This is a genomic window from Glacieibacterium arshaanense (assembly GCF_004681125.1).
Taxonomy (GTDB): domain Bacteria; phylum Pseudomonadota; class Alphaproteobacteria; order Sphingomonadales; family Sphingomonadaceae; genus Polymorphobacter_A; species Polymorphobacter_A arshaanense.
Genome location: NZ_SIHO01000002.1, coordinates 921,552 through 946,398 on the forward strand (window position 1 = coordinate 921,552; position 24,847 = coordinate 946,398).

The 24,847-nt window shown below is 66.2% G+C and carries 19 protein-coding genes; 11 read left to right on the forward strand and 8 right to left on the reverse strand.

The features are described from left to right. Nucleotides 1-45: 45 nt before the first annotated feature. Both EUV02_RS10665 and rpoZ read right to left on the reverse strand, forming a co-directional pair. The gene (locus EUV02_RS10665) at nucleotides 46-2,169 is read right to left on the reverse strand and encodes a RelA/SpoT family protein (protein ID WP_135246203.1); all 2,124 of its coding nucleotides are present in this window, start codon (nucleotides 2,167-2,169) and stop codon (nucleotides 46-48) included. Nucleotides 2,170-2,429: 260 nt separating this feature from the next. Beyond that, nucleotides 2,430-2,771 (reverse strand): DNA-directed RNA polymerase subunit omega, encoded by a 342-nt coding sequence (gene rpoZ / locus EUV02_RS10670; RefSeq protein ID WP_135246204.1) that lies wholly within the window; start codon nucleotides 2,769-2,771, stop codon nucleotides 2,430-2,432. Between the two features lie 247 nt (nucleotides 2,772-3,018). On the opposite strand from rpoZ, the gene rpsD reads away from it, so the two are divergent. Beyond that, nucleotides 3,019-3,630: a 30S ribosomal protein S4 gene (rpsD, locus tag EUV02_RS10675; RefSeq protein ID WP_135246205.1), complete on the forward strand. Its 612-nt coding sequence runs from the start codon at nucleotides 3,019-3,021 to the stop codon at nucleotides 3,628-3,630. Nucleotides 3,631-3,715: 85 nt separating this feature from the next. On the opposite strand, the gene EUV02_RS10680 is transcribed toward rpsD, so the two are convergent. From EUV02_RS10680 to EUV02_RS10690, 4 genes are all read right to left on the reverse strand, one after another. After that, a complete protein-coding gene (locus EUV02_RS10680; RefSeq protein ID WP_135246206.1) occupies nucleotides 3,716-4,498 on the reverse strand; it encodes a DsbA family protein in 783 nt (260 codons plus the stop codon). 30 nt (nucleotides 4,499-4,528) lie between these two features. Further along, on the reverse strand, nucleotides 4,529-5,890 hold the full coding sequence (locus EUV02_RS10685; protein WP_243445860.1) for a M48 family metalloprotease: 1,362 nt from the start codon (nucleotides 5,888-5,890) through the stop codon (nucleotides 4,529-4,531). Between the two features lie 122 nt (nucleotides 5,891-6,012). Next, on the reverse strand, nucleotides 6,013-6,345 hold the full coding sequence (locus EUV02_RS16120; RefSeq protein ID WP_424022189.1) for a hypothetical protein: 333 nt from the start codon (nucleotides 6,343-6,345) through the stop codon (nucleotides 6,013-6,015). A gap of 60 nt (nucleotides 6,346-6,405) precedes the next feature. After that, the gene (locus EUV02_RS10690; protein WP_424022190.1) at nucleotides 6,406-8,538 is read right to left on the reverse strand and encodes an Rne/Rng family ribonuclease; all 2,133 of its coding nucleotides are present in this window, start codon (nucleotides 8,536-8,538) and stop codon (nucleotides 6,406-6,408) included. A gap of 554 nt (nucleotides 8,539-9,092) precedes the next feature. Between EUV02_RS10690 and EUV02_RS10695 the strand changes: the two genes are divergently transcribed. Both EUV02_RS10695 and EUV02_RS10700 read left to right on the forward strand, forming a co-directional pair. Continuing rightward, a complete protein-coding gene (locus tag EUV02_RS10695; RefSeq protein ID WP_135246208.1) occupies nucleotides 9,093-10,367 on the forward strand; it encodes an N-acetylmuramoyl-L-alanine amidase in 1,275 nt (424 codons plus the stop codon). 121 nt (nucleotides 10,368-10,488) lie between these two features. Further along, the gene (locus tag EUV02_RS10700) at nucleotides 10,489-12,867 is read left to right on the forward strand and encodes a penicillin-binding protein 1A (protein ID WP_243445861.1); all 2,379 of its coding nucleotides are present in this window, start codon (nucleotides 10,489-10,491) and stop codon (nucleotides 12,865-12,867) included. A 28-nt stretch (nucleotides 12,868-12,895) separates the two neighbouring features. Here the strand turns inward: EUV02_RS10700 and aroB are convergent, their stop codons facing one another. Together aroB and EUV02_RS10710 are read right to left on the reverse strand one after the other, a co-directional pair. Continuing rightward, nucleotides 12,896-14,002 (reverse strand): 3-dehydroquinate synthase, encoded by a 1,107-nt coding sequence (gene aroB / locus EUV02_RS10705; RefSeq protein ID WP_135246492.1) that lies wholly within the window; start codon nucleotides 14,000-14,002, stop codon nucleotides 12,896-12,898. Nucleotides 14,003-14,004: 2 nt separating this feature from the next. Next, nucleotides 14,005-14,619, reverse strand: coding sequence for a shikimate kinase (locus tag EUV02_RS10710; RefSeq protein ID WP_135246210.1), 615 nt, complete (start codon nucleotides 14,617-14,619; stop codon nucleotides 14,005-14,007). An 85-nt stretch (nucleotides 14,620-14,704) separates the two neighbouring features. Here EUV02_RS10710 and EUV02_RS15675 point away from each other — a divergent pair, with 85 nt between their 5' ends. From EUV02_RS15675 to infB, 8 genes are all read left to right on the forward strand, one after another. Continuing rightward, a complete protein-coding gene (locus EUV02_RS15675) occupies nucleotides 14,705-14,845 on the forward strand; it encodes a hypothetical protein (RefSeq protein ID WP_166430595.1) in 141 nt (46 codons plus the stop codon). Between the two features lie 4 nt (nucleotides 14,846-14,849). Then, nucleotides 14,850-16,658 (forward strand): hypothetical protein, encoded by a 1,809-nt coding sequence (locus EUV02_RS10715; RefSeq protein ID WP_135246211.1) that lies wholly within the window; start codon nucleotides 14,850-14,852, stop codon nucleotides 16,656-16,658. Then, nucleotides 16,655-17,554 (forward strand): tyrosine recombinase, encoded by a 900-nt coding sequence (locus tag EUV02_RS10720; RefSeq protein ID WP_279379516.1) that lies wholly within the window; start codon nucleotides 16,655-16,657, stop codon nucleotides 17,552-17,554. Before EUV02_RS10715 ends, EUV02_RS10720 begins: the two co-directional genes overlap by 4 nt. 65 nt (nucleotides 17,555-17,619) lie before the next feature. Beyond that, nucleotides 17,620-19,065, forward strand: coding sequence for an alpha/beta hydrolase (locus EUV02_RS10725; protein WP_135246212.1), 1,446 nt, complete (start codon nucleotides 17,620-17,622; stop codon nucleotides 19,063-19,065). A gap of 148 nt (nucleotides 19,066-19,213) precedes the next feature. After that, nucleotides 19,214-19,780 (forward strand): LSm family protein, encoded by a 567-nt coding sequence (locus EUV02_RS10730; protein ID WP_135246213.1) that lies wholly within the window; start codon nucleotides 19,214-19,216, stop codon nucleotides 19,778-19,780. Between the two features lie 4 nt (nucleotides 19,781-19,784). Further along, complete coding sequence (nusA, locus tag EUV02_RS10735) at nucleotides 19,785-21,359, forward strand: transcription termination factor NusA (protein ID WP_135246214.1); 1,575 nt, start codon at nucleotides 19,785-19,787, stop codon at nucleotides 21,357-21,359. Then, complete coding sequence (locus tag EUV02_RS10740; protein WP_166430596.1) at nucleotides 21,346-22,050, forward strand: DUF448 domain-containing protein; 705 nt, start codon at nucleotides 21,346-21,348, stop codon at nucleotides 22,048-22,050. Before nusA ends, EUV02_RS10740 begins: the two co-directional genes overlap by 14 nt. A gap of 56 nt (nucleotides 22,051-22,106) precedes the next feature. Beyond that, nucleotides 22,107-24,809, forward strand: a complete 2,703-nt coding sequence (infB, locus tag EUV02_RS10745; RefSeq protein ID WP_135246216.1) for a translation initiation factor IF-2 — start codon at nucleotides 22,107-22,109, stop codon at nucleotides 24,807-24,809. The last annotated feature ends 38 nt before the right edge of the window (nucleotides 24,810-24,847 follow it).

Sequence of the window (24,847 nt, forward strand, 5' to 3'; positions counted from 1 at the left end):
AGGATTAGCGACTTTGCACAGGCTGCGCCAGTGCATGCGCGCGCACTAACCGCGCTCGACCGACACCACCGACTGTGTTGCGCGCAGGGCCGCAATGATGTTGGTCAGATGCGCCAGCCCGTCGACTTCCATGTCGATGACGAAGCTGTGGAACTGGCGGTCGCGGTCGCGCAGGTTAACGTTGACGATATTGGCGCCGTGGTGCGCGAGGATACCGGTCACCGCCGCCAGTGCGCCGGGCTTGTTGTGGACGACAGCAATCAATTGCGCGACGGCGACTTCGCTGTCGGTGACCCAGCGCAGGTCGAGCCATTCGAGCCCGTCATCGCCTTCGAGCATCGAACAGTCGATGCGGTGGACTTCGATACCGGTGCCCGGCCGGCGCAGCCCGACAATGCGGTCGCCGGGGATCGGGTGGCAGCACTCTTCCAACCGGTAGGCGACGCCGGGCGTCAGCCCGGTGATCGGGATCGCCGCCTGCTGGCCGGCGCGCGCGCTCGCCGCCTTGCTGCCGCGCTTGCCGGCCTTGCCGAGCCCGACGGTAGACCCCGGCAGCACCGCTTCAAGCAGTGCCGCATCGGTCAGTGTCTGCCGCGCCAGCGCGATGTACAGCGCGTTGCGGTCGGCGAGCTTGAGCCGCTTCAGCGCTTCGGCAATCGCTGCGTCGTCGAGCGGGCGCTTCAAGCGCGCGACAATTTCGTCGAACAGTTTGCGACCCATCGCCAGCTGGCCCTCGCGCTGCAGATTGCGGACGTGACGCCGCACTGCCGACCGCGCCTTGGCGGTAACGACGAAGCTCTCCCACGCCGGATCGGGGGTGGCGGTCTTGGAGCGCAGAATCTCGACCTGGTCGCCGTTGACCAACGTGTCGCGCAAGCCGACCGTGCGGCCGTTGATCTTGGCGCCGATGCAGCTATCGCCGAGCGAGGTGTGCACGGCATAGGCGAAATCGACCGCGGTCGAGCCCGCCGGCAGCTGGATCAGCTCGCCCTTTGGGGTAAACGCGAACACCTGGTCCTGGAACATCGCCATGCGCGTGTGTTCGAGCAGTTCTTCGGGGCTGGCGGCATGGTCGAGAATTTCGAGCAGGTCGCTGATCCACGGGTACGATTCGCGCGCCGCGGCGCCCTCGTCGCCCTGTTTGTAGGCCCAGTGCGCCGCCAGCCCGAGCTCGGCTTCGGCGTGCATCGCGGCGTCGCGGATCTGGATTTCGATGCGCATGTTCTCGTTGTGCATCACCGTGGTGTGTAGCGAACGATAGCCGTTGCGCTTGGGCGTCGAGATGAAATCCTTGAAGCGCCCCGGCACCATCGGCCAGCGCCGGTGCAGCACGCCGAGCGCGCGGTAACATATCGCCGGATCACCGACGACGACGCGGAACGCCATGACATCGGACAATTGCTCGAACGCCATGTGGCGGCGCTGCATTTTGCGCCAGATCGAATAGGGACGCTTTTCGCGCCCGACGACCTCAGCCTCGATACCGGCCTGGCCGAGTAGCATGCGGATGCCGCTCGATATGCGCTTGACGACATCGCCGCCACCGGCGCGCAGCTGTTCGAGGCGCTTGCTGATTGTCGCATAGGCTTCGGGCTCGAGCTGGCGGAAGCTCAGTTCCTGCAGCTCGTCCATGAAGTCATACATGCCGATGCGTTCGGCGAGCGGCGCATAGATATCCATCGTCTCGCGCGCGATGCGGCGGCGCTTGTCGGGATTCTTGATGAAATCAAGCGTCCGCATGTTGTGGAGGCGGTCGGCGAGCTTGACCAGCAGCACGCGGATGTCGTCGGACATCGCCACCAGGAACTTGCGCATGTTCTCGGCGGCGCGTTCGGTATCGGTCTGCGCTTCGATGCGGCTCAGTTTGGTGACGCCGTCGACCAGCCGCGCGACATTGGCGCCGAACAGCTTCTCGATCTGCTCGGTTGTCGCGACAGTGTCCTCGACGGTGTCGTGGAGAATACCCGTCGCAATGGTCTCGTCGTCGAGCTGCAGGTCGGTGAGGATGCCCGCGACTTCGATCGGATGGCTGAAATAGGGGTCGCCGCTGGCGCGCAGTTGCGAGCCGTGCGCCTTCATCGAGAAGACATAGGCGCGGTTGAGCAAATCCTCGTCCGCGTCGGGGTCATAGGATTTTACGCGTTCGACAAGTTCATACTGGCGGAGCATGGACCGATAGTGGGGGCAGGGGGCGAAACGCGCAACCCGCTACTTCTTTCCCCTCCCGGAACGGGAGGGGCACTACGCGCGGTACGCGTGGCGGGGGTGGGTGCTTAGGGGTAGGAAGGGCAGTAAGGGCGTCGTGGCAAAGCCACGCCGTCGGACGGGCTCGTCGGCATTGCCTCCACCCCGCCGGCCGGAATTCGCGCGAGTCCGCGCGTAAGCCAAAATTCGCGAAGGGCAAATCTTGGCTTGCGCGCTGGCCGCGCTCATTCGTAGTCGGGACCCAAGTTCTGGTTCCGCGGCGGCTGCGCAGCCGTCAGGCGCAACGCTTCAGCCGAAGCCGAAATCGAACCGATCGCATCGGGGGCATCGTCTTCAGCCTGCACGACGCGCTGCATCGAGGCGACAATGGCTTCCTGCAGCTCGGCGGGATGCACCTTGATCTCGGCGATTTCGCGCAGCGCGACGACGGGGTTTTTATCGCGGTCGCGGTCGACGAGCAGCTCGGCGCCGCTCGAAATCTGACGCGAACGCTGGCCGGCCATGAGCACGAGTTCAAAGCGGTTGGGGATTTTGTCGACGCAATCTTCGACGGTGACGCGCGCCATCGGGCAACTCCGGTGATAAAGGCAAGGCGCGCTCCTAGCAGTCGCAGGGCCTCGGCGTCAATGAAAACACCCCTACTGGGCGCTTTTGCTTGACCTCGTCGCCCCATCCCCCTAAGGACGCGCCTTCGCAATTGACCCTGCACCCCCGGTGAAGCAGGCGTCGCATCCGGTTTTGAGGCCGGATGGTGCGGGACCGGGGTTCGGCCTGACGCTGTTGTCGGCCGAGTTACAGCAAATCGGAGCGACCATGTCCAAACGTCAAAATGCCAAGTACAAGCTCGATCGCCGCATGGGCGAAAACATCTGGGGCCGCCCCAAGTCGCCGGTCAACAAGCGCGAATACGGTCCCGGCCAGCACGGCCAGCGCCGCAAGGGCAAGCTCAGCGACTTCGGTATCCAGCTGCGCGCCAAGCAGAAGCTCAAGGGCTACTACGGTGACGTGACCGAAAAGCAGTTCCGCGCCACCTACGCCGAAGCCGTGCGCATGAAGGGCGATACCTCGCAGAACCTCATCGGCCTGCTCGAACAGCGCCTCGACATGGTCGTCTATCGCGCCAAGTTCGCGCCGACGATCTTCGCCGCGCGCCAGATCGTCAACCACGGCCACATCCTGGTCAACGGCAAGCGCTGCAACATCGCTTCGGCGAAGGTCAAGGTCGGCGATGTCGTCGAACTCGGCTCGAAGGCCAAGGAAATGGCGCTGGTGCTCGAAGCCCAGGGCCTGACCGAGCGCGATGTGCCGGAATATGTTTCGGTCGACGGTTCGAAGGCCACTTACGTTCGCGTCCCGACGCTCGACGAAGTGCCCTATGCGGTGAAGATGGAACCCAACCTCGTCGTCGAATTCTATTCGCGCTAAGCCGCGACGACGACGCAGAAAACAGGCGCCGGGGCGAAAGCTCCGGCGCCATTTTTTTGCGATGGCAACTGCCGCTAGGCGGCGCCTAGCCCTGCGTTTTGGCCTTGTTGGCGCGTGCATCGGCAACGGCCTTGGCGAGCACGTCGTAACCCACTGCGCCGCTCAGGATTTGATCGCCGACGACATAGCTTGGCGTGCCGGTCAGCCCGAGCGCACGGCCGAGTTCGAGGTTCTTGTCGATCTCGGCCTTGACGGCACCCGACTGCATCGCCTTGGCGGTGGCAACTTCGTTGAGCCCGCTGGCGCGTACCGTCGCGACGATGCGTTCATGCGTCGGTCGCCCGGGGCCTTCGAACATCGCGTTGTTGAACGCGACGTAGCGGTTCTGCTGCGCGGCAGCGAGGCTGGCGGCGGCGGCTTCGTCCGACGCCGGCCCAAGCACCGGGAAGTCGCGGTAGACGACGCGCAGATTCTTGTCGGTGGCGATCAGTTTGGTGACATCGGCGTGGCTGGCGCGGCAATAGGGACAGGCATAGTCGAAGAAGACCACCAGTGTGGTGTCGCCATTGGGGTTGCCCGCCACCGCGCCGGCGAACGGCTTTTCGATTTCGGCGCGGTTGCTGGCGAGCAGCTTGCTGACTTCGCGCGCTTGCATGCCGTTGATGGCTTCGGGAATGATTTCGGGGTGTGTCAGGATATAGTCGCGGACGATGGCTTCGATCGCGGCGCGTTCGGCGGGCGAATATTGCGTCGCCGGCGAACTGGCGGCGCCATTGGCGCTGCCCGACGCGAAGATGCCGAAGCTGAGCGCTGCAACCGCCACACCGACAAGCAGCATCTTGCTGCGTTCCGAATTGAAGTGTTTCACGAATAGTCCTTATCGTCGGGCCGGTGCCGGTCAGCACTTCTTCTTGTTACCTTCGCAGGCGCTTGCCAAGGCAATATCCTGCGCGCGGATCCAGTCGGCGCTACCGCGCGGCAGGCCGGCAAGTGCGACGCGGGCATTGGCCGACGCACCCTTGCGGTTGCCCTCCATAGAGTAGCGTTCGGCCGACGCCAATGCCGCGCGCGGGGTATCGCCTTCGCGGTCATAGATGACGCCGAGCTGGTACCAGGCGAACGGATTGTCCTTGTCGCGGGCGATTGCCGCCTTGAGCAGCGGCTTGGCCTCGGCCATGTCGGCGGGCATCTCGGTTGAAATCAGCGCATGGCCGAGCAAGGTCGCGATCAGCGGTTCGTTCGGCGCATTGGCGACCGCGGCGCGCAGCACGGTGATGGCTTCGGCGTTGCGGCCCGATTCGAGCAGGATCTGGCCCTTGAGCTCGAGGAAATACGGGTCCTTTGGGGCGGTCGCGAGCAGCTTGTTGATTTCGCCCAGCGCCGCATCGGGATATGCCGAGCGCTGCCAGGCATAGGCGCGCGCATAGCGTGCCTGCACGCTCTGGTCGCTCGCCGGGAACATCGCCAGCGTCCGCACCGGGTCTTCGATGAAGCCGATCAGCTTGCCCTTGATGCGCAGGAATCGCGCCTGGAACGCCGGGTCGGGGCCTTTGTGGAAATACGGCGACTTTGCATAGACGTCGGCCAGCGCGGCGATGCGCTCGCTCGAAAGCGGGTGGGTACGATTGTACGAATTGGTCTGCGGGATCGCCAGCCGGTACTCCTGGTTCGCCAGCTTGCCGAAAAAGTCGAGCGAGCCCTGGCCCGACAGCTGCGCCGCGAGCAGATACTCTGCACCGGCCTGGTCGGCGCGGCTTTCCTGATCGCGGTTGAACGACAGATAGGTCGATTGCGCCACCGACTGGCCCATGCCGAGGATCGCCATGCCGGCCTCGCCGGCGCCCAGCGCCATCGCCGCGCCCGCGGCAATCAGCGACAGGATCGAGATGCTGGTGGCCGGACCGGTGCCTTCGCTCGACCGGATGTTATGGCCGCCGGCGATGTGGCCGAGTTCGTGCGCGATGACGCCCTGGAGCTGGTTGACGTTGTCGGTGACCTGGATCAGCCCGGAGTGGATGAAGACATTCTGGCCGCAGCAGACAAATGCGTTGATGCTCGGGTCGCCGACAAGGATGAGCTGCACCGACTTGGGATCGAGATTCGCGGCCACGATCATCGGCTTCGAGATGTCGCGAAAGAACGCTTCGGTTTCGGCATCGCGCAGTACGTTGATCGATTGCGCCAGCACCGGCTGGACAAGCAGCAGCGATGCCGCGCAGGCGGTCACCAGATTCTTGGCAAATCTTGCAGCATAACCCATGCGACGGCTCTTGGCCTCCGGTCGCTGAACCAAGCGTGAAGCCGGCGTCGCGGACGGGTCATGCAAAGCGATGACCGGCCGCGACGCCGTGTTCATGGTGGCGGTGTTCAGTCGCCGCCCGTTCAGTCGCCAAATGTCCGCTGCCACCAGCCCTTGCGCACCGGACCGGTGTCGGCAGGCTCGGCGTCTGCCGCGACAGTTTCGGGGGCAGGCGCAGCCGGGGCCGGATCATTGGCAGCAGTGACCACCGGTTCGGCCGCAGCGACCATCGGTTCGGCAGTCGCAGCGCTGGCCTTGGCCGGGCGACGACGCGCCGGCTTGGCAGCGGGTGCCGCCGCTTCGACTGCGACGGTGGCTTCGGGCGCGGCTTCGACCGCTTTGCTGCGCGCGGTGCGACGGCGTGCCGGCTTGGCGGCAGGCTCGGCGTCGGCTGTCGTTTCAACGACGGCCTCCACCGTTTCGACCGTTTCGACGACTTCTGCCGGAGCATCGGCTTAGCGGCTGCGGCCACGACGCTAGGGCTTTTCGGCCGGCGCCTCGGCAGCCACTTCGGGTTCGGGGGCGACACCGTCGCTGGCTTCGCCGATATCGGCGGCCATTTCGGTTGCGACCGGTGCATCGCCACGACGGCCACCACGGCGACCGCGACGGCGCTTGCGCGGTGCATCTCCATCAGCGGGTGCGGCATCGGTCGGTGCTGCGGCGACTGCCTCGCCGTCTTCACCGGTTTCGCTGGTAGCGGCATCACCGGTCGGCGTTGCGTCGCGACGGCCACCACGGCGGCGACGGCGACGGCGGCGGCCACCGGCTTCGCCTTCACCGACGCGCGGGCGCGGCTCGCGGCCTTCGGCGCGCGCGGTTTCGGCTTCGATGCGGTCTTCCTCATCGTCCTCTGCGCGGTCGCGGGCGTCGTCGTCATCGTCCTCGACATCGTCGATTTCGGGTTCGTCTTCCTCGTCGACAATCACGGTGACCGGCGGCAGCGCGCTGACCACGACCTGCTTCGCCGGCGGCGGACCGGCGGCATCGAGCGTGAAGTTGGGTGCCATCAGCTCGCCGTCGGGGATGACTTCGATGCCGATGCCGTAGCGTTGCTCAAGCTCGGCGAGTTCGGCGCGCTTGCGGTTGAGCACATAGATCGCGACTTCGACACTGGCACGCAGCGTGAATTCGCTGGCGCGGCCCTTGAGCGCTTCGGCTTCGAGCGTGCGCAGCGCGGCGAGCGCCGCCGACGGAATCGCGCGGACATAGCCCGAACCGTCGCACATCGGGCAGATGTGCGTGGAGGCTTCGAGCACGCCGGTGCGCAGCCGCTGGCGGCTCATTTCCATCAAGCCGAAGCTGCTGATGCGGCCAAGCTGGATGCGCGCACGGTCGTGGCGCAGCGCGTCCTTCATCGCGCGTTCGACGCGGCGGTTGTTGCCGCTGACTTCCATGTCGATGAAGTCGATGACCACCAGACCCGCCATGTCGCGCAGCCGCAGCTGGCGACCGATTTCCTCGGCGGCTTCCATGTTGGTCTTGTAGGCGGTTTCCTCGATGTTGTGCTCGCGCGTCGACCGCCCCGAGTTGATGTCGATGGAGACTAGGGCTTCGGTCGGGTTGATGACGATATAACCGCCCGAGCGCAGCTGGACGACGGGCTGGTACATCGCCTCCAATTGCCCCTCGACGCCGAAGCGCTGGAACAGCGGCACCGGGTCGGTGTACTGCACGACCTTTGCTGCGTGCGTCGGCATCAGCATCTTCATGAAGGTGTGCGCGGCCTCATAGCCCTCGGCACCCTCGACCAGGACCTGCTCGATGTCCTTGCCGTAAACGTCGCGGATGGCGCGCTTGATCAGATCGGAGTCCTGGTGGACGAGGCATGGCGCCGTGCTCGACAGCGTGGTTTCGCGGATTTCGTCCCACAGCCGCGTCAGATAATCGAAGTCGCGCTTGATTTCGGTCTTCGACCGCTTGAGCCCGGCTGTGCGGACGATGGCGCCCATGCCGTTGGGCAGCTTGAGGTCGGCCATCACCTGCTTCAGACGCTTGCGGTCCGACAGGTTCGAAATCTTGCGGCTGATGCCACCGCCGTGCGCGGTGTTGGGCATCAGCACGCAGTAGCGGCCCGCGAGGCTGAGATAGGTGGTCAGCGCCGCGCCCTTGTTGCCGCGTTCTTCCTTGACGACCTGGATCAGCAGCACCTGGCGACGCTGGATGACTTCCTGAATCTTGTAGCGGCGGCGCAGCGCCTGACGCTTGCGGCGCAGCGCGTCGGTGTCGTCGCCATGGCCGCCCGATTCGGCAATTTCCTCACCGTCTTCGCCGGTTTCTTCGCCCGTGGCTTCGGCGTCGTCATGGCTGTCATCATGCGCCAGCGCCTGTTCTTCGCGCAGCAGCGCTTCGCGGTCTTCGCGCGGGATCTGGTAATAATCCGGGTGGATTTCGCTGAACGCCAGAAAGCCGTGGCGGTTGCCGCCATATTCGACAAACGCCGCCTGCAGCGACGGTTCGACGCGGGTTACGCGGGCGAGATAGATGTTGCCCTTGAGCTGCTTGCGATCGGCGGCTTCAAAGTCGAATTCTTCAATACGGTTTCCGTTGACGACGGCGACGCGGGTTTCTTCCGGGTGGCGGGCGTCGATCAGCATACGCTGTGACATTGATGTGCTCCATGGCGCTGCCAGGCACGCCGGCCGATCCGGCCGGCGCGCAGGCGCGCGAATTTGGGGCCTGCGCGTGCGACAGCACGGTGCGGCCCGGGGTTTGTGTAAAACGCGGCATGGCCACCATGGCAATGTGCTTCGACCGCAACAGCGGGCCGACCCGAAGGGCGGTCCTTGCTGTGCTGGTGTGAATCGAAAACATGGCGGCCTAACTATGATGCTGCATCGGGCCACGGACGAATATCCGGCTGGCCGTTGCGGCGAACGATATCTGCGAAGTGCCCGACGCTGGATTGGGTAGGCGTCTGAAATGGCAGGCAATATCGCCGCACCTAAAACGCTAACTTCCCCCAGTGGCGCGGGCGCCTCTAGAAACGGCCCGTCGCCGGTGTGCGCAAAACGCGTCGGTACGGAGCCATCGGGGACTTGCTAGCATCCTTATGCGACCCCGACAACATAAAGCATTGCAATCGCGTTGCAGCGGCCCGTTGCTACAACGTTGCAGTGCCCCGCTTGTCGGCGCGGCTGGCGACCGGTAACGCTCGCAGTCGATGCTGTCGCGCCTTGTCCTTATGTTCCTGTTGTTGGCGGGTGTTCCTGCGGCGAGCGCCAATTTGCGCGGCATCGAAATCGGTGGCGGCGCCCGGCCTGAAATCACTGTCGTGCTCGATGGCGCGGTTGCGGCGCCCAAAAGCTTCGTGCTTGACGATCCGCTGCGACTGATCGTCGATTTCGACGGCGTCGCACCGGTGCGCCGCAGTGTCGATGGCGGCGGTGTCGTGGTGCGCGTCCGCGCCGGCCAGTTCGATCCGCAAACCGTGCGACTGGTGATCGAACTGTCGCGGCCGATGACGATCATTGCGGCGCGGCAGGCCGGTGACAGCAGGTTGTTGCTGCAATTGGCACCGGTATCGCGCGACCAGTTCAACGCGCGGCTCGGTAAACCGCGGATGGTGGTGACACCGTTTGTGACCGCGGGCCGGGCGGCCACCGCGACGGCCGATTTCGACTTGCCTGCCGATGCGTTCGGCGCGCCGTCACCGCCGCCACCGGAAACCGCCAAGGCCGACCAACCCGAAGCCGATGCCGCTGCGCCCGAATCTCCGGCGCCGCAGCGTCGTGGCGGCAAGCTGCCGATCGTGATGATCGACGCCGGGCACGGCGGCAAGGACGTCGGTGCGACGCCGGCCGAAGGCGACGGCATCCCGCCCGGGCGCTATGAAAAGGACATCACGCTGGCGATTGCGCGCGCCACAGCCGCCGCGCTCAACCGGTCGGGGCAGGTCAAGGCGCTGCTGACGCGCGATGACGACCGCTTCATCCCGCTCGGCGGCCGCATCGCCATCGCGCGGCGCGCCAAGGCCGATCTGTTCATTTCGATCCACGCCGACAGCGCCCCCAACATTTTGGCGCGCGGTGCCAGCGTCTATACGCTCTCCGAAACCGCGTCGGATGCGGTCGCGGCGCGGCTGGCGGCGCGCGAAAACCAGTCCGACATTATCGCCGGTGTCAATCTCGGCGTCGAAGCCCCCGGCGTCGGCGACATCATGATCGATCTGGCGCGGCGCGATACGCTCAACCGCTCGGTGGCGTTTGCCGAAACGCTGCAACGCAGCCTCGAATCGCGCATCGGCTTTCGCGGCGAGTTCCACCATTTCGCCGGCTTTTACGTGCTCAAGGCGCCCGACGTGCCGTCGGTGCTGCTCGAGACCGGCTATGTCTCGAATGTCGAGGACGCGCGCTTCCTGATCTCGACCGAAGGTCAGGCGGCCATCGCGCAAGGCATCGCGCAGGCGGTCGAGACGTTTCTGCGGCGCGGCAAATAGCGCCGATTTGATGCTGCGGCGCTTGAGCAAGGCTTCGCGCCTGCTATAGGCTTGCGCTGTGGTCACTGTTGCATCCCGCCCGAAATGGCTCCGAATTCCGCGCCTGAGCTTTTGGGGCTGGGTGGGGGTAGCGTTTGGCAGCCTAGCGCTGCTTGGCGCGATCGGGGTGTTCCTGGTGCTGCGCAACCTGCCCGACACCGGCGATCTTGCCAGCTACACGCCGCCATTGCCGTCGACCGTGCGTGCTGCCGATGGCACCGTCCTGACCAGCTATTCGCGCGAGCGCCGCATTTTCCTGCCCTACAAGGACATGCCGCCGCAGCTGATCCATGCCTATCTGTCGGCAGAGGACAAGACGTTCTTCACCCATTCCGGGCTCGACTATCTCGGCATCGCGCAGGCGGTGCTGACCAACGTCAAGTCGCTGGGCAGCGGCAAGCGCCCCGTCGGCGCCTCGACGATCACCCAGCAGGTGGCGAAAAACCTGCTGCTCAACAACGAAGTGACGTTCGCGCGCAAGATCAAGGAAGCCGTGCTGGCACGGCGCCTCGAACAGGCGCTGACCAAGCAGCAGATCCTCGAACTCTACCTCAACCAGATATTCCTCGGCCGCAACAGCTACGGCGTCGAAGCGGCGGCACAGGCCTATTTCGGCAAGACCGTCAGCCAACTCGACACCGCGCAAATGGCGTATCTCGCCATCCTGCCCAAGGCACCGTCGAACTATAACCCGGTCGGCAACCACGACAAGGCACTGGCGCGTCGCAACTGGGTGCTCGGCCAGATGGCGGCCAATGGCTATCTGACCACCGCGCAGCGCGATGCCGCCATCGCCGAACCGCTGGTCGCCATCCGCAATGTCGTGCCGGTAAAGTCGCGGCTCGGCGATTATTTCCTCGAAGACGTGCGCCGCGAACTGATCGCGAAGTTCGGCGAAACCGAAGCCGATGGCCCCAACAGCGTCTATGGCGGCGGCTTGTGGATTCGCACCTCGATCGATCCTTTCATCCAGAAGGCCGCCGAAAAGGCCATGCGCGACGGGCTGGTGCGTTATGACCGGGCGCGCGGCTGGCGCGGTGCGGCGGCGCACATCGAAACCGGCGAAGGCTGGGCTGGGCGGCTGCGCGCGGTCAACCTGCCGACGGGCTATGACGAATGGCGCGCCGCGGTCGTGCTCGCCAAGGACGGCGGCAGTGCGCGGCTCGGTTTCACCGATGGCAGCGAAGGCACGCTGCCATCCTGGGGCGCGCCGCAAGTGCTGGCGGGTGTCGGCACACCGGCGCTGCAACATCTGAAGGTCGGCGATGTCGTGCCGGTCAGCAAGGCCGCCGACGGCACCTATGCGCTGCGCCAGATTCCGGCAGTTTCGGGCGGCATGGTCGTGCAGGACCCGCACACCGGCCGCGTGCTGGCGATGGTCGGTGGTTGGGATGCGCGGCAATCGTCGTTCAACCGCGCGACACAGGCGCAGCGCCAGCCGGGCTCGACGTTCAAGCCGATCGTCTATGTCACCGCGCTGGAAAACGGCTTCACGCCAGCGTCGATTTTCGTCGATGCGCCGTATTGCGTGTTCCAGAGCCGCTCGCTCGGCAAGAAGTGCTTCCGCAACTTCGGCGGCGGCTATGCCGGCGCGCAGACGATGCGCTGGGGCCTTGAGCAATCGCGCAACCTGATGACGGTGCGCATTGCCTATAGCACCGGCATGGACAAGGTGGTGGCGACCGCCAAGGCGCTCGGCGTCGGCAGCTACCAGCCGGTGCTGGCGATCGCGCTCGGCGCCGGTGAAACCACCGTGCTCAACCTGACCAACGCCTATGCGCAGCTGTTCAACGCCGGCCGCGCCGGCACGCCGTCGCTGATCGACATGGTCCAGGACCGCAATGGCAAGGTCATCTGGCGCCGCGACACGCGCAAGTGCACCGATTGCAACCGCGCCGACTGGGCCGGCGAGTCGATGCCGCGCCCCGGCGGCAAGCCCAAGCAGGCGATCGATGCGCGCTCGGCGTACCAGATCGTCCATCTGATGGAAGGTGTCGTCCAGCGCGGTACCGCGATGAACCTCGCCAGCATGGACCGGCCGCTCGCCGGCAAGACCGGCACCACCAGCGGCCCGACCAACGTCTGGTTCATCGGCGGCACGCCTGATCTCGTGGCCGGGCTGTATCTGGGCTATGACAAGCCGCGCAACCTCGGCGGCTATGCGCAGGGCGGTACCATCGCGGTGCCGATCTGGCGGCAGTTCGGCGAGGTGGTGTTGAAGGACGCGCCGAAGATGCCGTTCGTCGTCCCGCCGGGCATCCGCATGGTCAAGATCGACCGGCGCTCGGGCAAGCGCGTGTTCGGCGGCACCCCGTCGACCGAGCGCCACGCAGCCGTCATCTGGGAAGCCTTCAAGCCCGAAAGCGAGCCGCGCCGCACCGTCGCGCCGCCCAACCCCAACGCCCGTCGCACCGTGCGGTCGGATGCCGACTTCCTGCGCAACGAGGGCGGGATTTACTAGGCGCCGCCACCAGCGCGTCGCGCCGGCGTCAGTTCCAGCTCGGCGGTGAGTCCAGAAACGCCTCGACATCGGCGAGCACCACCGACTTGTCGACATAGGCCTGGCCAATGCCGTGCACGAGGATGAAGGCCAGCCGGCCACCGCTCATCTTTTTGTCCTGCAGCATGTGCGCCGCGAGCGATTTGCCGGTCGCGCTGATGCCGGCGCTGCGCGGCAGGACGGGCAGGCCGACGCTGGCAAGGTGCGCCGCGACGCGCGCGGCATCGCGACCGCTGCAGCGTCCGGTTGTCGCCGAAAAGCCGAACGCCAGCGCCATGCCGATGGCGACGCCTTCGCCGTGCAGCAGACGGTCGGAAAAGCCGGTTTCGGCTTCCAAGGCATGGCCGAAGGTGTGGCCGAGGTTGAGCAGCGCGCGGCGGCCGTTGGTTTCATGTTCGTCGGCGGCGACGGTTGCGGCCTTGGCGCGGCAGCTGGTGGCGATGGCATGGACGCGCGCTTCGGCATCGCCGGCGAGCAGTGCCGCGGCATTGGTTTCGAGCCACTCGAAGAAGGCGAAATCGTCGATCAGCCCGTATTTGACGACCTCGGCATAGCCGGCGCGCAGTTCGCGGGGCGGCAGCGTGTCGAGCAGATCTGGGTCGATGATGACCATCGACGGCTGGTAGAAGGCCCCGACAAGGTTCTTGCCCGCCGCGGCGTTGATCGCGGTCTTGCCGCCGACCGACGAATCGACCTGTGAGAGCAAGGTGGTCGGGATCTGCACAAAGCGGCAGCCGCGGCGCAGGATGCTCGCGGCAAAGCCGGTGAGGTCGCCGATGACGCCGCCGCCAAACGCCACCACCGCGTCGCCGCGCTCGACACCCAGCGCTAGCAGCTTTTCGGTGACCAGCTGTAGATTGGCCCAGTTCTTGGTCGCTTCGCCCGCCGGCAGCACGATGGGGTCGACAGCAATGCCCGCCTCGTTGAGCGACTGTGTCAGCGCCGCCAGATGCTGCGCCGCGACGGTCGCGTCGGTCACCACCGCCAGCCGGCCGCGCGGCGCCAGTGGCACCAGCAGCGCACCCGCCCTGGCGAGCAGCCCGGCGCCGATATGGATGGGATAGCTGCGGTCGCCCAGCGCGACATCGACGGTCACGGTCACGCGGTCGGGGCCTTTGCGGAATTGAGTTTGGCCAGCGCCTCGACAATTGAATTGACCGTCATGTCGTGCGGCGCCGGCTTGCTGGCGACATGGATTTGCGCCTGCGCATAGAGCGGATTGCGCACTGCCGCGAGCTCGGTGAGCACGGTCTTGGCGTCACGCCCCGCCAGCAGCGGCCGGTTGCTGCGCCGACCGACGCGTTCGACCAGGGTGGCGATATCTGCGTCGAGCCAGACGGCGATGGCGTTTGACAGGATCAGCGCGCGGGTTTCATCATGGACAAAGGCGCCGCCGCCGGTCGCCAGCACTTTGGGCGGGCCTTCGATCAGCCGGGCGATGACGCGGCGCTCGCCGTCGCGGAAGTGCGCTTCGCCGAAGCGTTCGAAGATTTCGGAGATGGTCTGCCCGGCCGCGCTTTCGATTTCGGCATCGGCATCGACAAACGGCAGCCCGAGCCGCGTGCTCAGCCGCCGGCCGATCGTGGTTTTGCCGACCCCCATCAGCCCGACCAGCACGATTGATCGGTCTGGACGTACGACCACACCGCCCGCCGGGGGCGTTGCCCCGCCCGCCGGAGGCGACGAGTCGTCGTTTTTGGCTTCGCACTTCATCACGCCTCCCGCTATACACCGCCATGTGGCGCGGCCAAGCCCCCCGCGCGTTGCGGCGGGGCCAAATTCGGGATTGATAGGAACTATGGGCCGTTTGTTGTTGTGGATTGTGTTGGTGGTGCTGGCGCTGGTCGTGGCCGGTGCGGGTTATCTGATGTTCGCCGATGTGCCGGCGCCGGTCACCACGATCGAGCAGCCGGTGCCGGATGCCAAGCTGGCGCAATAATAACATGCGCCGCGCCCGCCCCGGGCTGACTGCACTGCTGCTCGGTGCGGCTCTGCTGTGCGCACTACCCGGCGCCGCGCAAGACGCGCCCAAGTCGCTGCTGCCCGAAGGCTTCGAGGAGCCCGCCGCCGATATTGCGGCACCGCTGCCGGGCACTGCGCCCGACGCGGCCGCGCCCGACGCCGGCGCGACGAGCACCGACGCGCCATTTGTTCGGCCACGACCGCTGCCCGATCCGGCGGCTGCGGCCGCTGCGGCGCAAGTCATCGATCCGTTCGCCATTGCCGCGACCGGCCGCAGCCTCGAAATCGCCGGGCCACTGGGTTCATTGGTGACCGGGCCGGGCGCCGGCTACGGGCTCAATACCTTTGCCGGCTCGAACGGGCGCTTTGTCGCGGGTGTGATGCGCCGCATCGATACGCCGATTGCCTCGCGTTGGGCGCACATCGTGCTGCGCCGCGCGTTGCTCAGCGAAAGCCTGACGCCGCGCGATATCAATTCGGGCGACTGGGTCGCCGAACGCGGCTGGCTGCTGCTGCGCATGGGTGAAGTCGATGGCGCCAAGGCGCTGCTCGATTCGGTGCCGCTCGACCGCTTCAGCCGCAAGCTCTACCTCGTCGCCGGACAGGCGGCGCTCGCGGCCGCCGACCTGCCAGGACTATGCCCGCTGGCGCCGACCGCACAGGCGCTGTCGACCGATACGTTGTGGAAGCTGGCGAACGCCATCTGCGCCGGCATGACCGGCGATGACATCACTGCGGCGAACGTCTTCGACCAATTGCGCGACGCCGAAACCGCCAATGACTTCGATCTGTTGCTCGCCGAGCGCGTGGCGACGCTGTCGGGCACCGGCGGCCGCGCGGCCAACCTCGACTGGACCGAAGTCGATACGCTGACGCCGTACCGCTTCGGACTGGCGACGGCGGCAGGGCTCAAGGTGCCGCCCGAATTCTATGCCAAGCTGCCCGTCCAGCAGAGCGGCTGGGTCGTGCGCGCGCCCGGCCTGTCAGACGAAATCCGCGGCCCGGCGTTGCGCCGTGCGGCGGTGCAGGGCGTCGCTTCCGCGCAGGAAATGGTCAATTTCGCCGCGATGGAAACCGCGCGGCTCGACACCGAAGCGTTTGACGCGACGCCCGCGGCAGCGCTGCGCGCGGCCTATGTCGCCGCGAAGCCCGCCGACCGGCTGAGCGGCATGCGGACGCTGTGGGAAGCCGGCGACAGTGCCGATGACCATTACGCCGGGCAGATCGAGACTGCGCTGGCGGCGGCAAGCTTCCCCGTCGACAAGCGCTACGCCGATGATGCGCCGATGCTGATCGGCGCGATGCTCAGCGCCGGGGCTGCCGATTCGGCGTTGCGCTGGTGGCCGGTGATCGACGGCGCCAGCGGCGCGACGCGCGACAATGGCTGGGCGCTGCTCGCTGCCGCCGATGCCGGAACGCGCGTGCCGGTCACCACCGACCGCTTCAAGGATTGGGCCAAGGGCCTGTCGGGCCCCAAGGCGGTGACGAAGCACCGCGCGGCACTGCTGCTTGCCGGGCTCGGCGGCCTCGGCAAGGCCGGTGACGGCTGGGGCGGGCTGCGCCGCGATTACGAAATCGACGCACCGGCGAACAGCTGGACGCGCGCCATCGATGCGGCGGCCAAGGCCGGCCGCACCGGCGAGGTCGCGGTGCTCGCCGCGAGTGCACTGCAAGGCGCCTGGGCCGATGTGCCGCCGGCGCATTTCGCGCATTTGGTGGCGGCGCTGGTGGCGGTCGGGCGCGGGCATGAAGCGCGGATGATCGTCGCCGAAGCTGTGACGCGCGGGTGACCGCGGCAGCGCCGATTTCCGACCAACGCGCCATCGCGCTGTTCATCGACATGCTGGCCGCCGAACAGGGCGCGGCACGCAACACACTGCTCGCCTATGAACGCGACCTGCGCGGCGCCAGCGAAACACTGGGCGGCGCGCTTGTCGCCGCCGATAGCGCCGCACTGGCGAGATTGGGCGCGAGCTGGTCGGTGCTGGCGCGCGCCAGCGTGGCGCGCAAGGGTTCGGCGCTGCGGCGGTTTTTCGGTTTCCTGCAGCGCGACGGCCTGCGTGCCGACGACCCGGCGCGCGACTTGCCGAGCCCGGTCGCGGCACGGCCTTTGCCCAAGACGATGGACGGCGGCGACATTGCGCGGCTGTTCGCGGCGCTCGACGACTATCCGCAAACGCCCGCAACGCTGCGGCTGCGCGCGCTGGTCGAGCTGCTCTACGGCTCGGGGTTGCGCGCCACCGAATTGGTCAGCCTGCCGCGCCATGCGGTGCAGCCTGGGCGCGGCTTCGCGATCCTGACGGGGAAGGGCGGCAAGGAGCGGCTGGTGCCGATCGGCAGCCGTGCGGCGGCGGCTGTCGAGGCGCATGCCGTCAATGTCCCCAAGGACGCGCGCTATCTGTTCCCGAGCGGCGCCAAGCATCTGTCGCGCATCCGGCTCTACCAGATGGTCAAGGCGCTGGCGGCCGACGCCGGCATCCCGCCCGACCGCATCAGCCCGCACGTGCTGCGCCACGCCTTTGCCACGCATCTGCTCGAAGGCGGCGCTGATTTGCGGGCGCTGCAGATTTTGCTCGGTCATGCCGATATTGCCACGACGCAGATTTACACGCATGTCCAGACCAAGCATCTTGTCGATCTGGTGACCAGTAAGCATCCGCTGGGTGACGATAAATCAGAGGCTTAGCGGCCGAATCTGGTCAGTCTTTACGGGTGTACGGGTTTGTAAACTTAGCGGGGCGGGGGGCTATAATGCTTATCTGGTTGAAATGGCTGGCAATTATCGTCGCGGTCGTGCTGGTGACGATCTTTGCGGTGCGCGCCTGGGACTCGCAGCGCGGGGCGCCGCTGGGGCTGTGGCAGACCTATGTGCCGCATGAACTGACCGCCGAGGAGCTTGCGACCGCCGATTGGCCGACCTGGCTGCGCGCCGAAGACGCAGTAATGAACGAGGTCAAGACCGCGGTCAGCGACAAGCTGCCCGCCGCCGATTGCACGCTCGCCAACCGCTATTGCCCGCAAAGCCCGATCTATCCGCCCAAGTTCGCGCACGACTGGAACCGCTCGTACATTCTGGAACCCGCCGGCACGCCGGTCGGCGTTGTCGTGCTGCTGCACGGGCTGACCGATGCGCCGTACAGCGTGCGCTCGGTGGCGCAGGCGTATCAGGCGCGCGGCTGGCTGGCGGTGGCGCTGCGGCTGCCCGGCCACGGCACCGTGCCCGCCGCCCTCACCAAGATCACCACCGCACAGTGGCGCGCCGCGACGGCGCTTGCGGTGCGCGAGGCACGCCGCCGTGTACCCGGCGGTCCGTTGCATCTGGTCGGTTATTCGAACGGCGGTGCACTGGCGCTCGACTATGCGCTGAGCGCGATCACCGACAAGACGCTGCCGCAGGCCGGCCGCGTCGTGCTGATGTCGCCGCAAGTCGGCATCACTGGAGCAGCGCGCTTTGCCGGTGTCGCCGGTTGGCCCGCAGTATTCCCGGCGTTCGCCAAGGCGGCGTGGCTTGACCTGCTGCCGGAATATAACCCATTCAAATATAACAGCTTTCCGATCAACGCGGCGCGCCAGTCGTTCGCCATGACGCAGTTTGTCCAGCACGCCATCGATGCGCGTGTCGCCGATGGCCGCATCAAGGAGATGCCGCCGGTGCTGACTTTCCAGTCAGTTGTTGACGCGACCGTCGACATGTCGGCAACGGTGACGGCGCTTTACAACAAGCTGCCGGCGAACGGCAGCGAGCTGGTGCTCGTCGATATGAACCGCGACGCGGTGTTCAAGCCGTTGCTCGTCGCCAGTGCCGCGCCGAACCTTGACAAGCTGCTGGCACCGGCGCCGCGCACCTATGCGGTGACGCTGCTGACCAACGAGGGGCAGGCCAATGCGGTGGCGGCGCACAACACGCCCGCCGGTTCGACCGAGACCGCAGTGGTGCCGCTCGATGTCACCTGGCCGCGCGAAATCTATTCGGTCGGGCACATCGCGATTCCGTTCGCGCTCGATGATCCGCTCTACGGCACCGTGCCCAACACCAGCGGCGAATCGTTCGGCATCCAGCTCGGCGCGCTCGCGGTGCGCGGCGAACGCGGCGTGCTGGTGGTGCCGCCGTCGCTGCTGATGCGGATCAGCGCCAACCCGTTCCACGGTTATATGATCGAACGGATTGCCGCCGACATGGTACCGTCGCCGCAATAACGCCGGGCAGCGCCGCTTTGACCGACATTGGCGGCTTGCTCCGCATCTGAAGTGCGCCTATATCGGCGACATCTTCACATCGTCATCGGTTGGAAGGTCGGTCCGGAACGCTCCGGCCCGCCGCCTTTTTGGTATTTTCGGAGTTCGTTTGAGCGATATAGCTGCCTTGTCCGCGCTGATTGCGCCGATTGCGACCCAGTTGGGGTTCGAACTCGTGCGCGTCCAGCTCAACGGTTCGAAGGCGGCAATGACGTTGCAGGTGATGGCCGAAGACCCCGCCACCGGCCAGATGACGCTGGCGCAGTGCGCGACGCTCAGCCGGGCGATTTCGGAAATGCTCGACGTCGAGGACCCGATCGAAAGCGAATATGCGCTTGAAGTGTCGTCGCCGGGCATTGATCGACCGCTAACGCGCCCCACCGACTTCGCCAAGTGGATCGGCCACGAAGTCCGGCTCAAGCTGGAGCCCGAAGTCGATGGCCGCAAGCGCCTGCACGGCACCATTACCGGCATCGACGCCGCGCAAAACGTCAGCTTCGACATGCCGACTATCGGCGCGGTCACCGTGCCCTACGCCGCCATCAGCGGTGCCAAGCTGGTGCTGACCAACAAGCTCATCAACGCGACGCGGCCGCTTGATGCCGGCGACGCCGACGAAATCATCGAAAGCGACGAAAGTGTCGCGAACGACAACGACCTGACTGACGAGGACTAGTACAATGGCCCAGCCTGCAACTGCGACTGTCACTGCCAACCGCGCCGAGCTCATCGCGATTGCCGATGCGGTGGCGCGCGAGAAGTCGATCGACCGGATGATCGTCATCGAGGCGATGGAAGAAGCCATCCAGCGCGCCGCGCGTGCGCGCTACGGCTCGGAAAACGACATTCGCGCCAAGCTTGACCCCAAGTCGGGCGATCTGCGCTTGTGGCGTGTGCTCGAAGTCGTCGAGGCGCCCGAGGATTTCTTCAAGCAGGTCAGCGAAAAGGACGCGCTCAAGCTGCAGTCGGACGCCAAGCTCGGCGATTTCATCGTCGATCCGCTGCCGCCGATCGAGTTCGGCCGCATCGCAGCGCAAGCCGCCAAACAGGTCATCGTCCAGAAGGTCCGCGACGCCGAACGCGACCGCCAGTACGAAGAATATAAGGACCGCGTGAACGAGATCATTACCGGCGTCGTCAAGCGCGCCGAATTCGGCCACGTCGTCGTCGATCTCGGCAAGGCCGAAGGTGTCATCCGCCGCGACCAGCAGATTCCGCGCGAAATGCTGCGCGTCGGTGACCGCGTGCGCTCGTTGATCCTGTCGGTGCGCCGCGAACCGCGCGGCCCGCAGATCTTCCTCAGCCGCGCTGCCGGCGAGTTCATGAAGAAGCTGTTCGCGCAGGAAGTCCCTGAAATCTATGACGGCGTCATCGAAATCAAGGCGGTCGCCCGCGACCCCGGTAGCCGCGCCAAGATCGGCGTGATCAGCCGCGATTCGTCAATCGACCCCGTCGGCGCCTGCGTCGGCATGAAGGGCAGCCGCGTCCAGGCCGTCGTCCAGGAACTCCAGGGCGAAAAGATCGACATCATCCCGTGGTCGCCCGACGTCGCGACGTTCGTCGTGAACGCGCTGCAGCCCGCCGAAGTCGCCAAGGTGGTGATGGACGAGGAAGACAACCGCATCGACGTGGTGGTTCCCGATGACCAGCTTTCGCTCGCCATCGGCCGTCGCGGCCAGAACGTCCGCCTCGCGTCGCAGCTAACCGGTCGACAGATCGACATCATGACTGAAGCCGACGAAAGCGAGCGCCGCCAGAAGGAATTCACCGAGAAGTCGGCGATGTTCGAAAGCGAACTCGATGTCGACGAAACGCTGGCGCAGCTGCTGGTGGCCGAAGGCTTCAGCGAGCTCGAAGAAGTGGCGTACGTCGAGACCGCCGAACTGGCTAACATCGAAGGCTTCGACGAAGACCTCGCGGCCGAACTGCAGAACCGCGCTACCGAAGCGCTCGAACGCCGCGAAACCGCGGCGCGCGATGCACGTCGGGCGCTGGGTGTCGAAGATGCACTTGCCGAAATCGACGGGCTGACCGAAGCGATGCTCGTCGTGCTCGGCCAGAAGGGCATCAAGACGCTCGACGACCTCGGCGACCTCGCCACCGACGAACTCGTGGCGAAGCGCGACGGCTTGCTCAAGGACTTTGGCCTGTCGGACGAAGACGGCAACAACATCATCATGGCGGCGCGCAAGCACTGGTTTGAAGATGAAGATGCCGCAGCCGGGGAGGACGCTAACGCGGATGCCCCACAATGACCCAACAGTAAGTCCCGACATCGATCCGGAGACGATCGCGCCCGTGGCCAAGGGTGCCATGCGCAAGTGCATCCTCAGCGGATCGCGCGGCGAGCGTGGCGCGTTGATCCGGCTGGCGCTCGATGCCGACGGTAATGTTGCGCCCGACCTTGGTGCGCGGTCGCCGGGGCGCGGCGCCTGGGTGTCGCCCGACCGGCCGCTGATTGAAACCTCACTCGCCAAGGGCAAGCTGCGCGGGCTGCTGATGCGCGCCTTCAAGACCAGCGCGGTGCAGCTGCCCGACAATCTGGCCGACCAGATTGCCGACGGGCTGGCGCGCCGCGCGCTCGACCGGCTGGGGCTCGAAAACAAGGCGGGCAACCTCGTCTGGGGCGCCGACCGCATCGGCGATGCGCTGGCAGTTGGCCGCGTGCGGCTGCTGCTGCATGCCGGCGACGCGGCGCCCGACGGCATCTCCAAACTAGAAGCCAAGCGCCGCGGTTCGCCGCGCGAAGTGCTGTCGATGGTGTTGCCGGTGCCGCGCGCGCAATTGTCGATGGCTTTGGGACGCGAAAATGTAGTACACGCCGCCGTCTGCGATGCTGCCGCCTGCGCCCGAGTGGCAGCGGCAGTTGAACGGTGGCGCGCCTTTTCGGGTTTTGTGTCCGAAGAGGGATTATCGGAAGACGCCGCCGCCCATAGGGGCACGTAACGACGAAACGGTGACGGATATCCCGTTGCCGGACACTGAAGGTATCAAGGTTCTAAATGAGCGACGACAACAAACCCAAACTCGGCATGCGCGCCCCGCTCGGTCTCAACAAGACGGTTGAAATCGGCAAGGTCAAGCAGAGCTTCAGCCATGGCCGCACCAAATCGGTGGTGGTCGAGGTCAAGCAGAAGCGCGTCCTGCGGCGCCCCGGCGATCCGATGCCGGCGGAAGCCGAAGTCGAGGTTGCAGCCCCGGTTGCGGCACCTGTCGTTGCGCCGCCGCCGGCGCCGCTGCCTGAACCCGTTCCGGCGCGCGAAGTGCCGCCGCCGGTGATGTTCACGCCGGTCGAACGCGTCGTGCCCAAGCCGGCCGCGCCCGCGCCGGCACCCGAACCGGCGCCCGCGCCGGTTGAAGCGGCGCCTGTCGCACCCGAGCCCGTCGCCGAAGCGCCTGTCGCTGCACCGGTTGAAACCAAGGCCGCGACTCCGGCACCGGCACCCGCCGCGCCCGCACCAGTGGCGGCGAAGCCTGCGCCTAAGGCCAAGCCGCGCCCGGCGCCCGACTTTTCGAAGCTGACGCCGCAGGAGCGCGTCGCCGCGATGATGCGCCAGGCCGAAGAAGACCGCATGCGTCTCGCCGAGGAAGCCCGCATCCGCGAGGACCAGGAGCGCGCCGAAGCCGCCGAGGCCGAGCGCCTGCGCCTTGAAGAAAAGAAGCGCATCGAGGAAGAACTCGCGACGCGTCCGACCCCCAAGCCCGTCGAGGAAGAGGTCAAGGGTGTCCGCATTATCAGTGCGGTGACGCCGATCATCGACGACGAGGAAGCCGGCCGCCGTCGCGGTGCGCCGACGCGCCCGCGCAGCGAAGAACGCCGTGGCGGCAAGCTCACCGTCACGCGCGCACTGACCGACGATGACAGCGTCCGCGTCCGCAGCCTCGCGGCGCTGCGCCGTTCACGCGAAAAGGACAAGCGCGCGCATCAGGGCGGCAAGCAGGCCAAGCAGGTCCGCGACGTCACCGTCCCCGAATCGATCACCGTGCAGGAACTCGCGAACCGCATGGCCGAACGCGCCAGCGACATCGTGCGTTTGCTGTCGAAGCTCGACATGCCGGGTTCGTCGTATGAAACCGAGCTCGATCAGGACACCGCCGAGCTGGTGATCAGCGAATTCGGCCACAACATCGTGCGCGTCTCCGACGCCGACGTCGAAGTCGGCATGGTCGGCGAAGCCGATGATCCGGCAACGCTCGTCAAGCGCCCGCCGGTTGTCACCATCATGGGCCATGTCGACCACGGCAAGACCAGCCTGCTCGATGCACTGCGCGGCACCGACGTCGTCAAGGGCGAAGCCGGCGGCATCACCCAGCATATCGGCGCCTATCAAGTGACCTTGCCCGGCGGTGAAGCCGTGACCTTCCTCGATACGCCGGGCCATGAAGCGTTCACCGAAATGCGCGGCCGCGGTGCCAAGGTCACCGACATCGTCATCATCGTCGTGGCATGGGATGACGGCATCATGCCGCAGACCATCGAGGCCATCAACCACACCAAGGCCGCCGGCGTGCCGATGATCGTCGCGATCAACAAGATGGACAAGGCCGGCGCCGACGCGGGCCGCATCCGTCAGGCACTGCTGCAATATGACGTGCAGGTTGAATCGATGGGCGGTGAGGTCCAGGATGTCGAAGTCTCGGCGGTCAAGAAGACCGGTCTCGACGAGCTGATCGAAAAGATCCTGCTGCAGGCCGAAATCCTCGAACTCAAGGCCAACCCGAACCGTGCCGCCGAAGGCAGCGTCATCGAAGCCAAGCTCGACAAGGGCCGTGGCCCGCTGGCGACGGTGCTGGTGCAGCGCGGCACGCTCAAGGTCGGCGACGTGTTCGTCGTCGGCGCCGAGTGGGGCAAGGTCCGCGCCATGCTCAACGACAAGGGCGTGCAGGTGAAGACCGCCGGCCCGTCGCTGCCGGTCGAAATCCTCGGCCTGTCGGGGGTGCCGCGTGCCGGCGACCCGTTCATGGTTGTCGAAAACGAAGCGCGCGCCCGCGAAGTCGCAAGCTACCGTGCCGGTCTGGAAACCGCCAAGCGCACCGTCAGTGCGCCGGCCGATCTGGCCTCGATGTTCATGGCGCTCAAGTCGGCGAAGGCGATGGAATATCCGCTCGTCATCAAGGGCGATGTCCAGGGTTCGGTCGAAGCCATTGTCAGCGCGGTCAACAAGATCTCGACCGACCTGATCCGCGTGCGCGTGCTGCATTCGGGCGTCGGCGGCATCACCGAAAGCGACGTCAACCTCGCGGCGGCGTCAAAAGCGCCGATCATCGGCTTCGGCGTCCGCGCCAACGCCAAGGCGCGTGAATTCGCGCAGCGCGACGGTGTGGCGTTGAAGTATTACGACGTCATCTACGACCTGATCGACGAGCTCAAGCTGGCGCTCGCCGGCCAGCTCGGGCCCGAAATGCTCGAAAATGTCGTCGGCCGTGCGCAGGTGCTCGAAGTCTTCCAGGCCGGCAAGACCGGCAAGGCGGCAGGTATCCGCGTCACCGAAGGCGTCATCCGCAAAGCGCTGCGCGCCCGCGTCATGCGCGACGATGTCATCATCTACAACGGCTCAATCGCCTCGCTGCGGCGCTTCAAGGATGACGTTGCCGAGGTCAAGTCGGGCCTCGAATGCGGTATCACGCTCGAAGGCTCGAGCGACGTCAAGGCTGGCGACTTCATCGAGACGTTCGAAGTCGAAGAGCGCGTCAGAGTTTTGTAACACGAACCCCCTCGCTTCGCGGCGAGGGGGATTTGAGG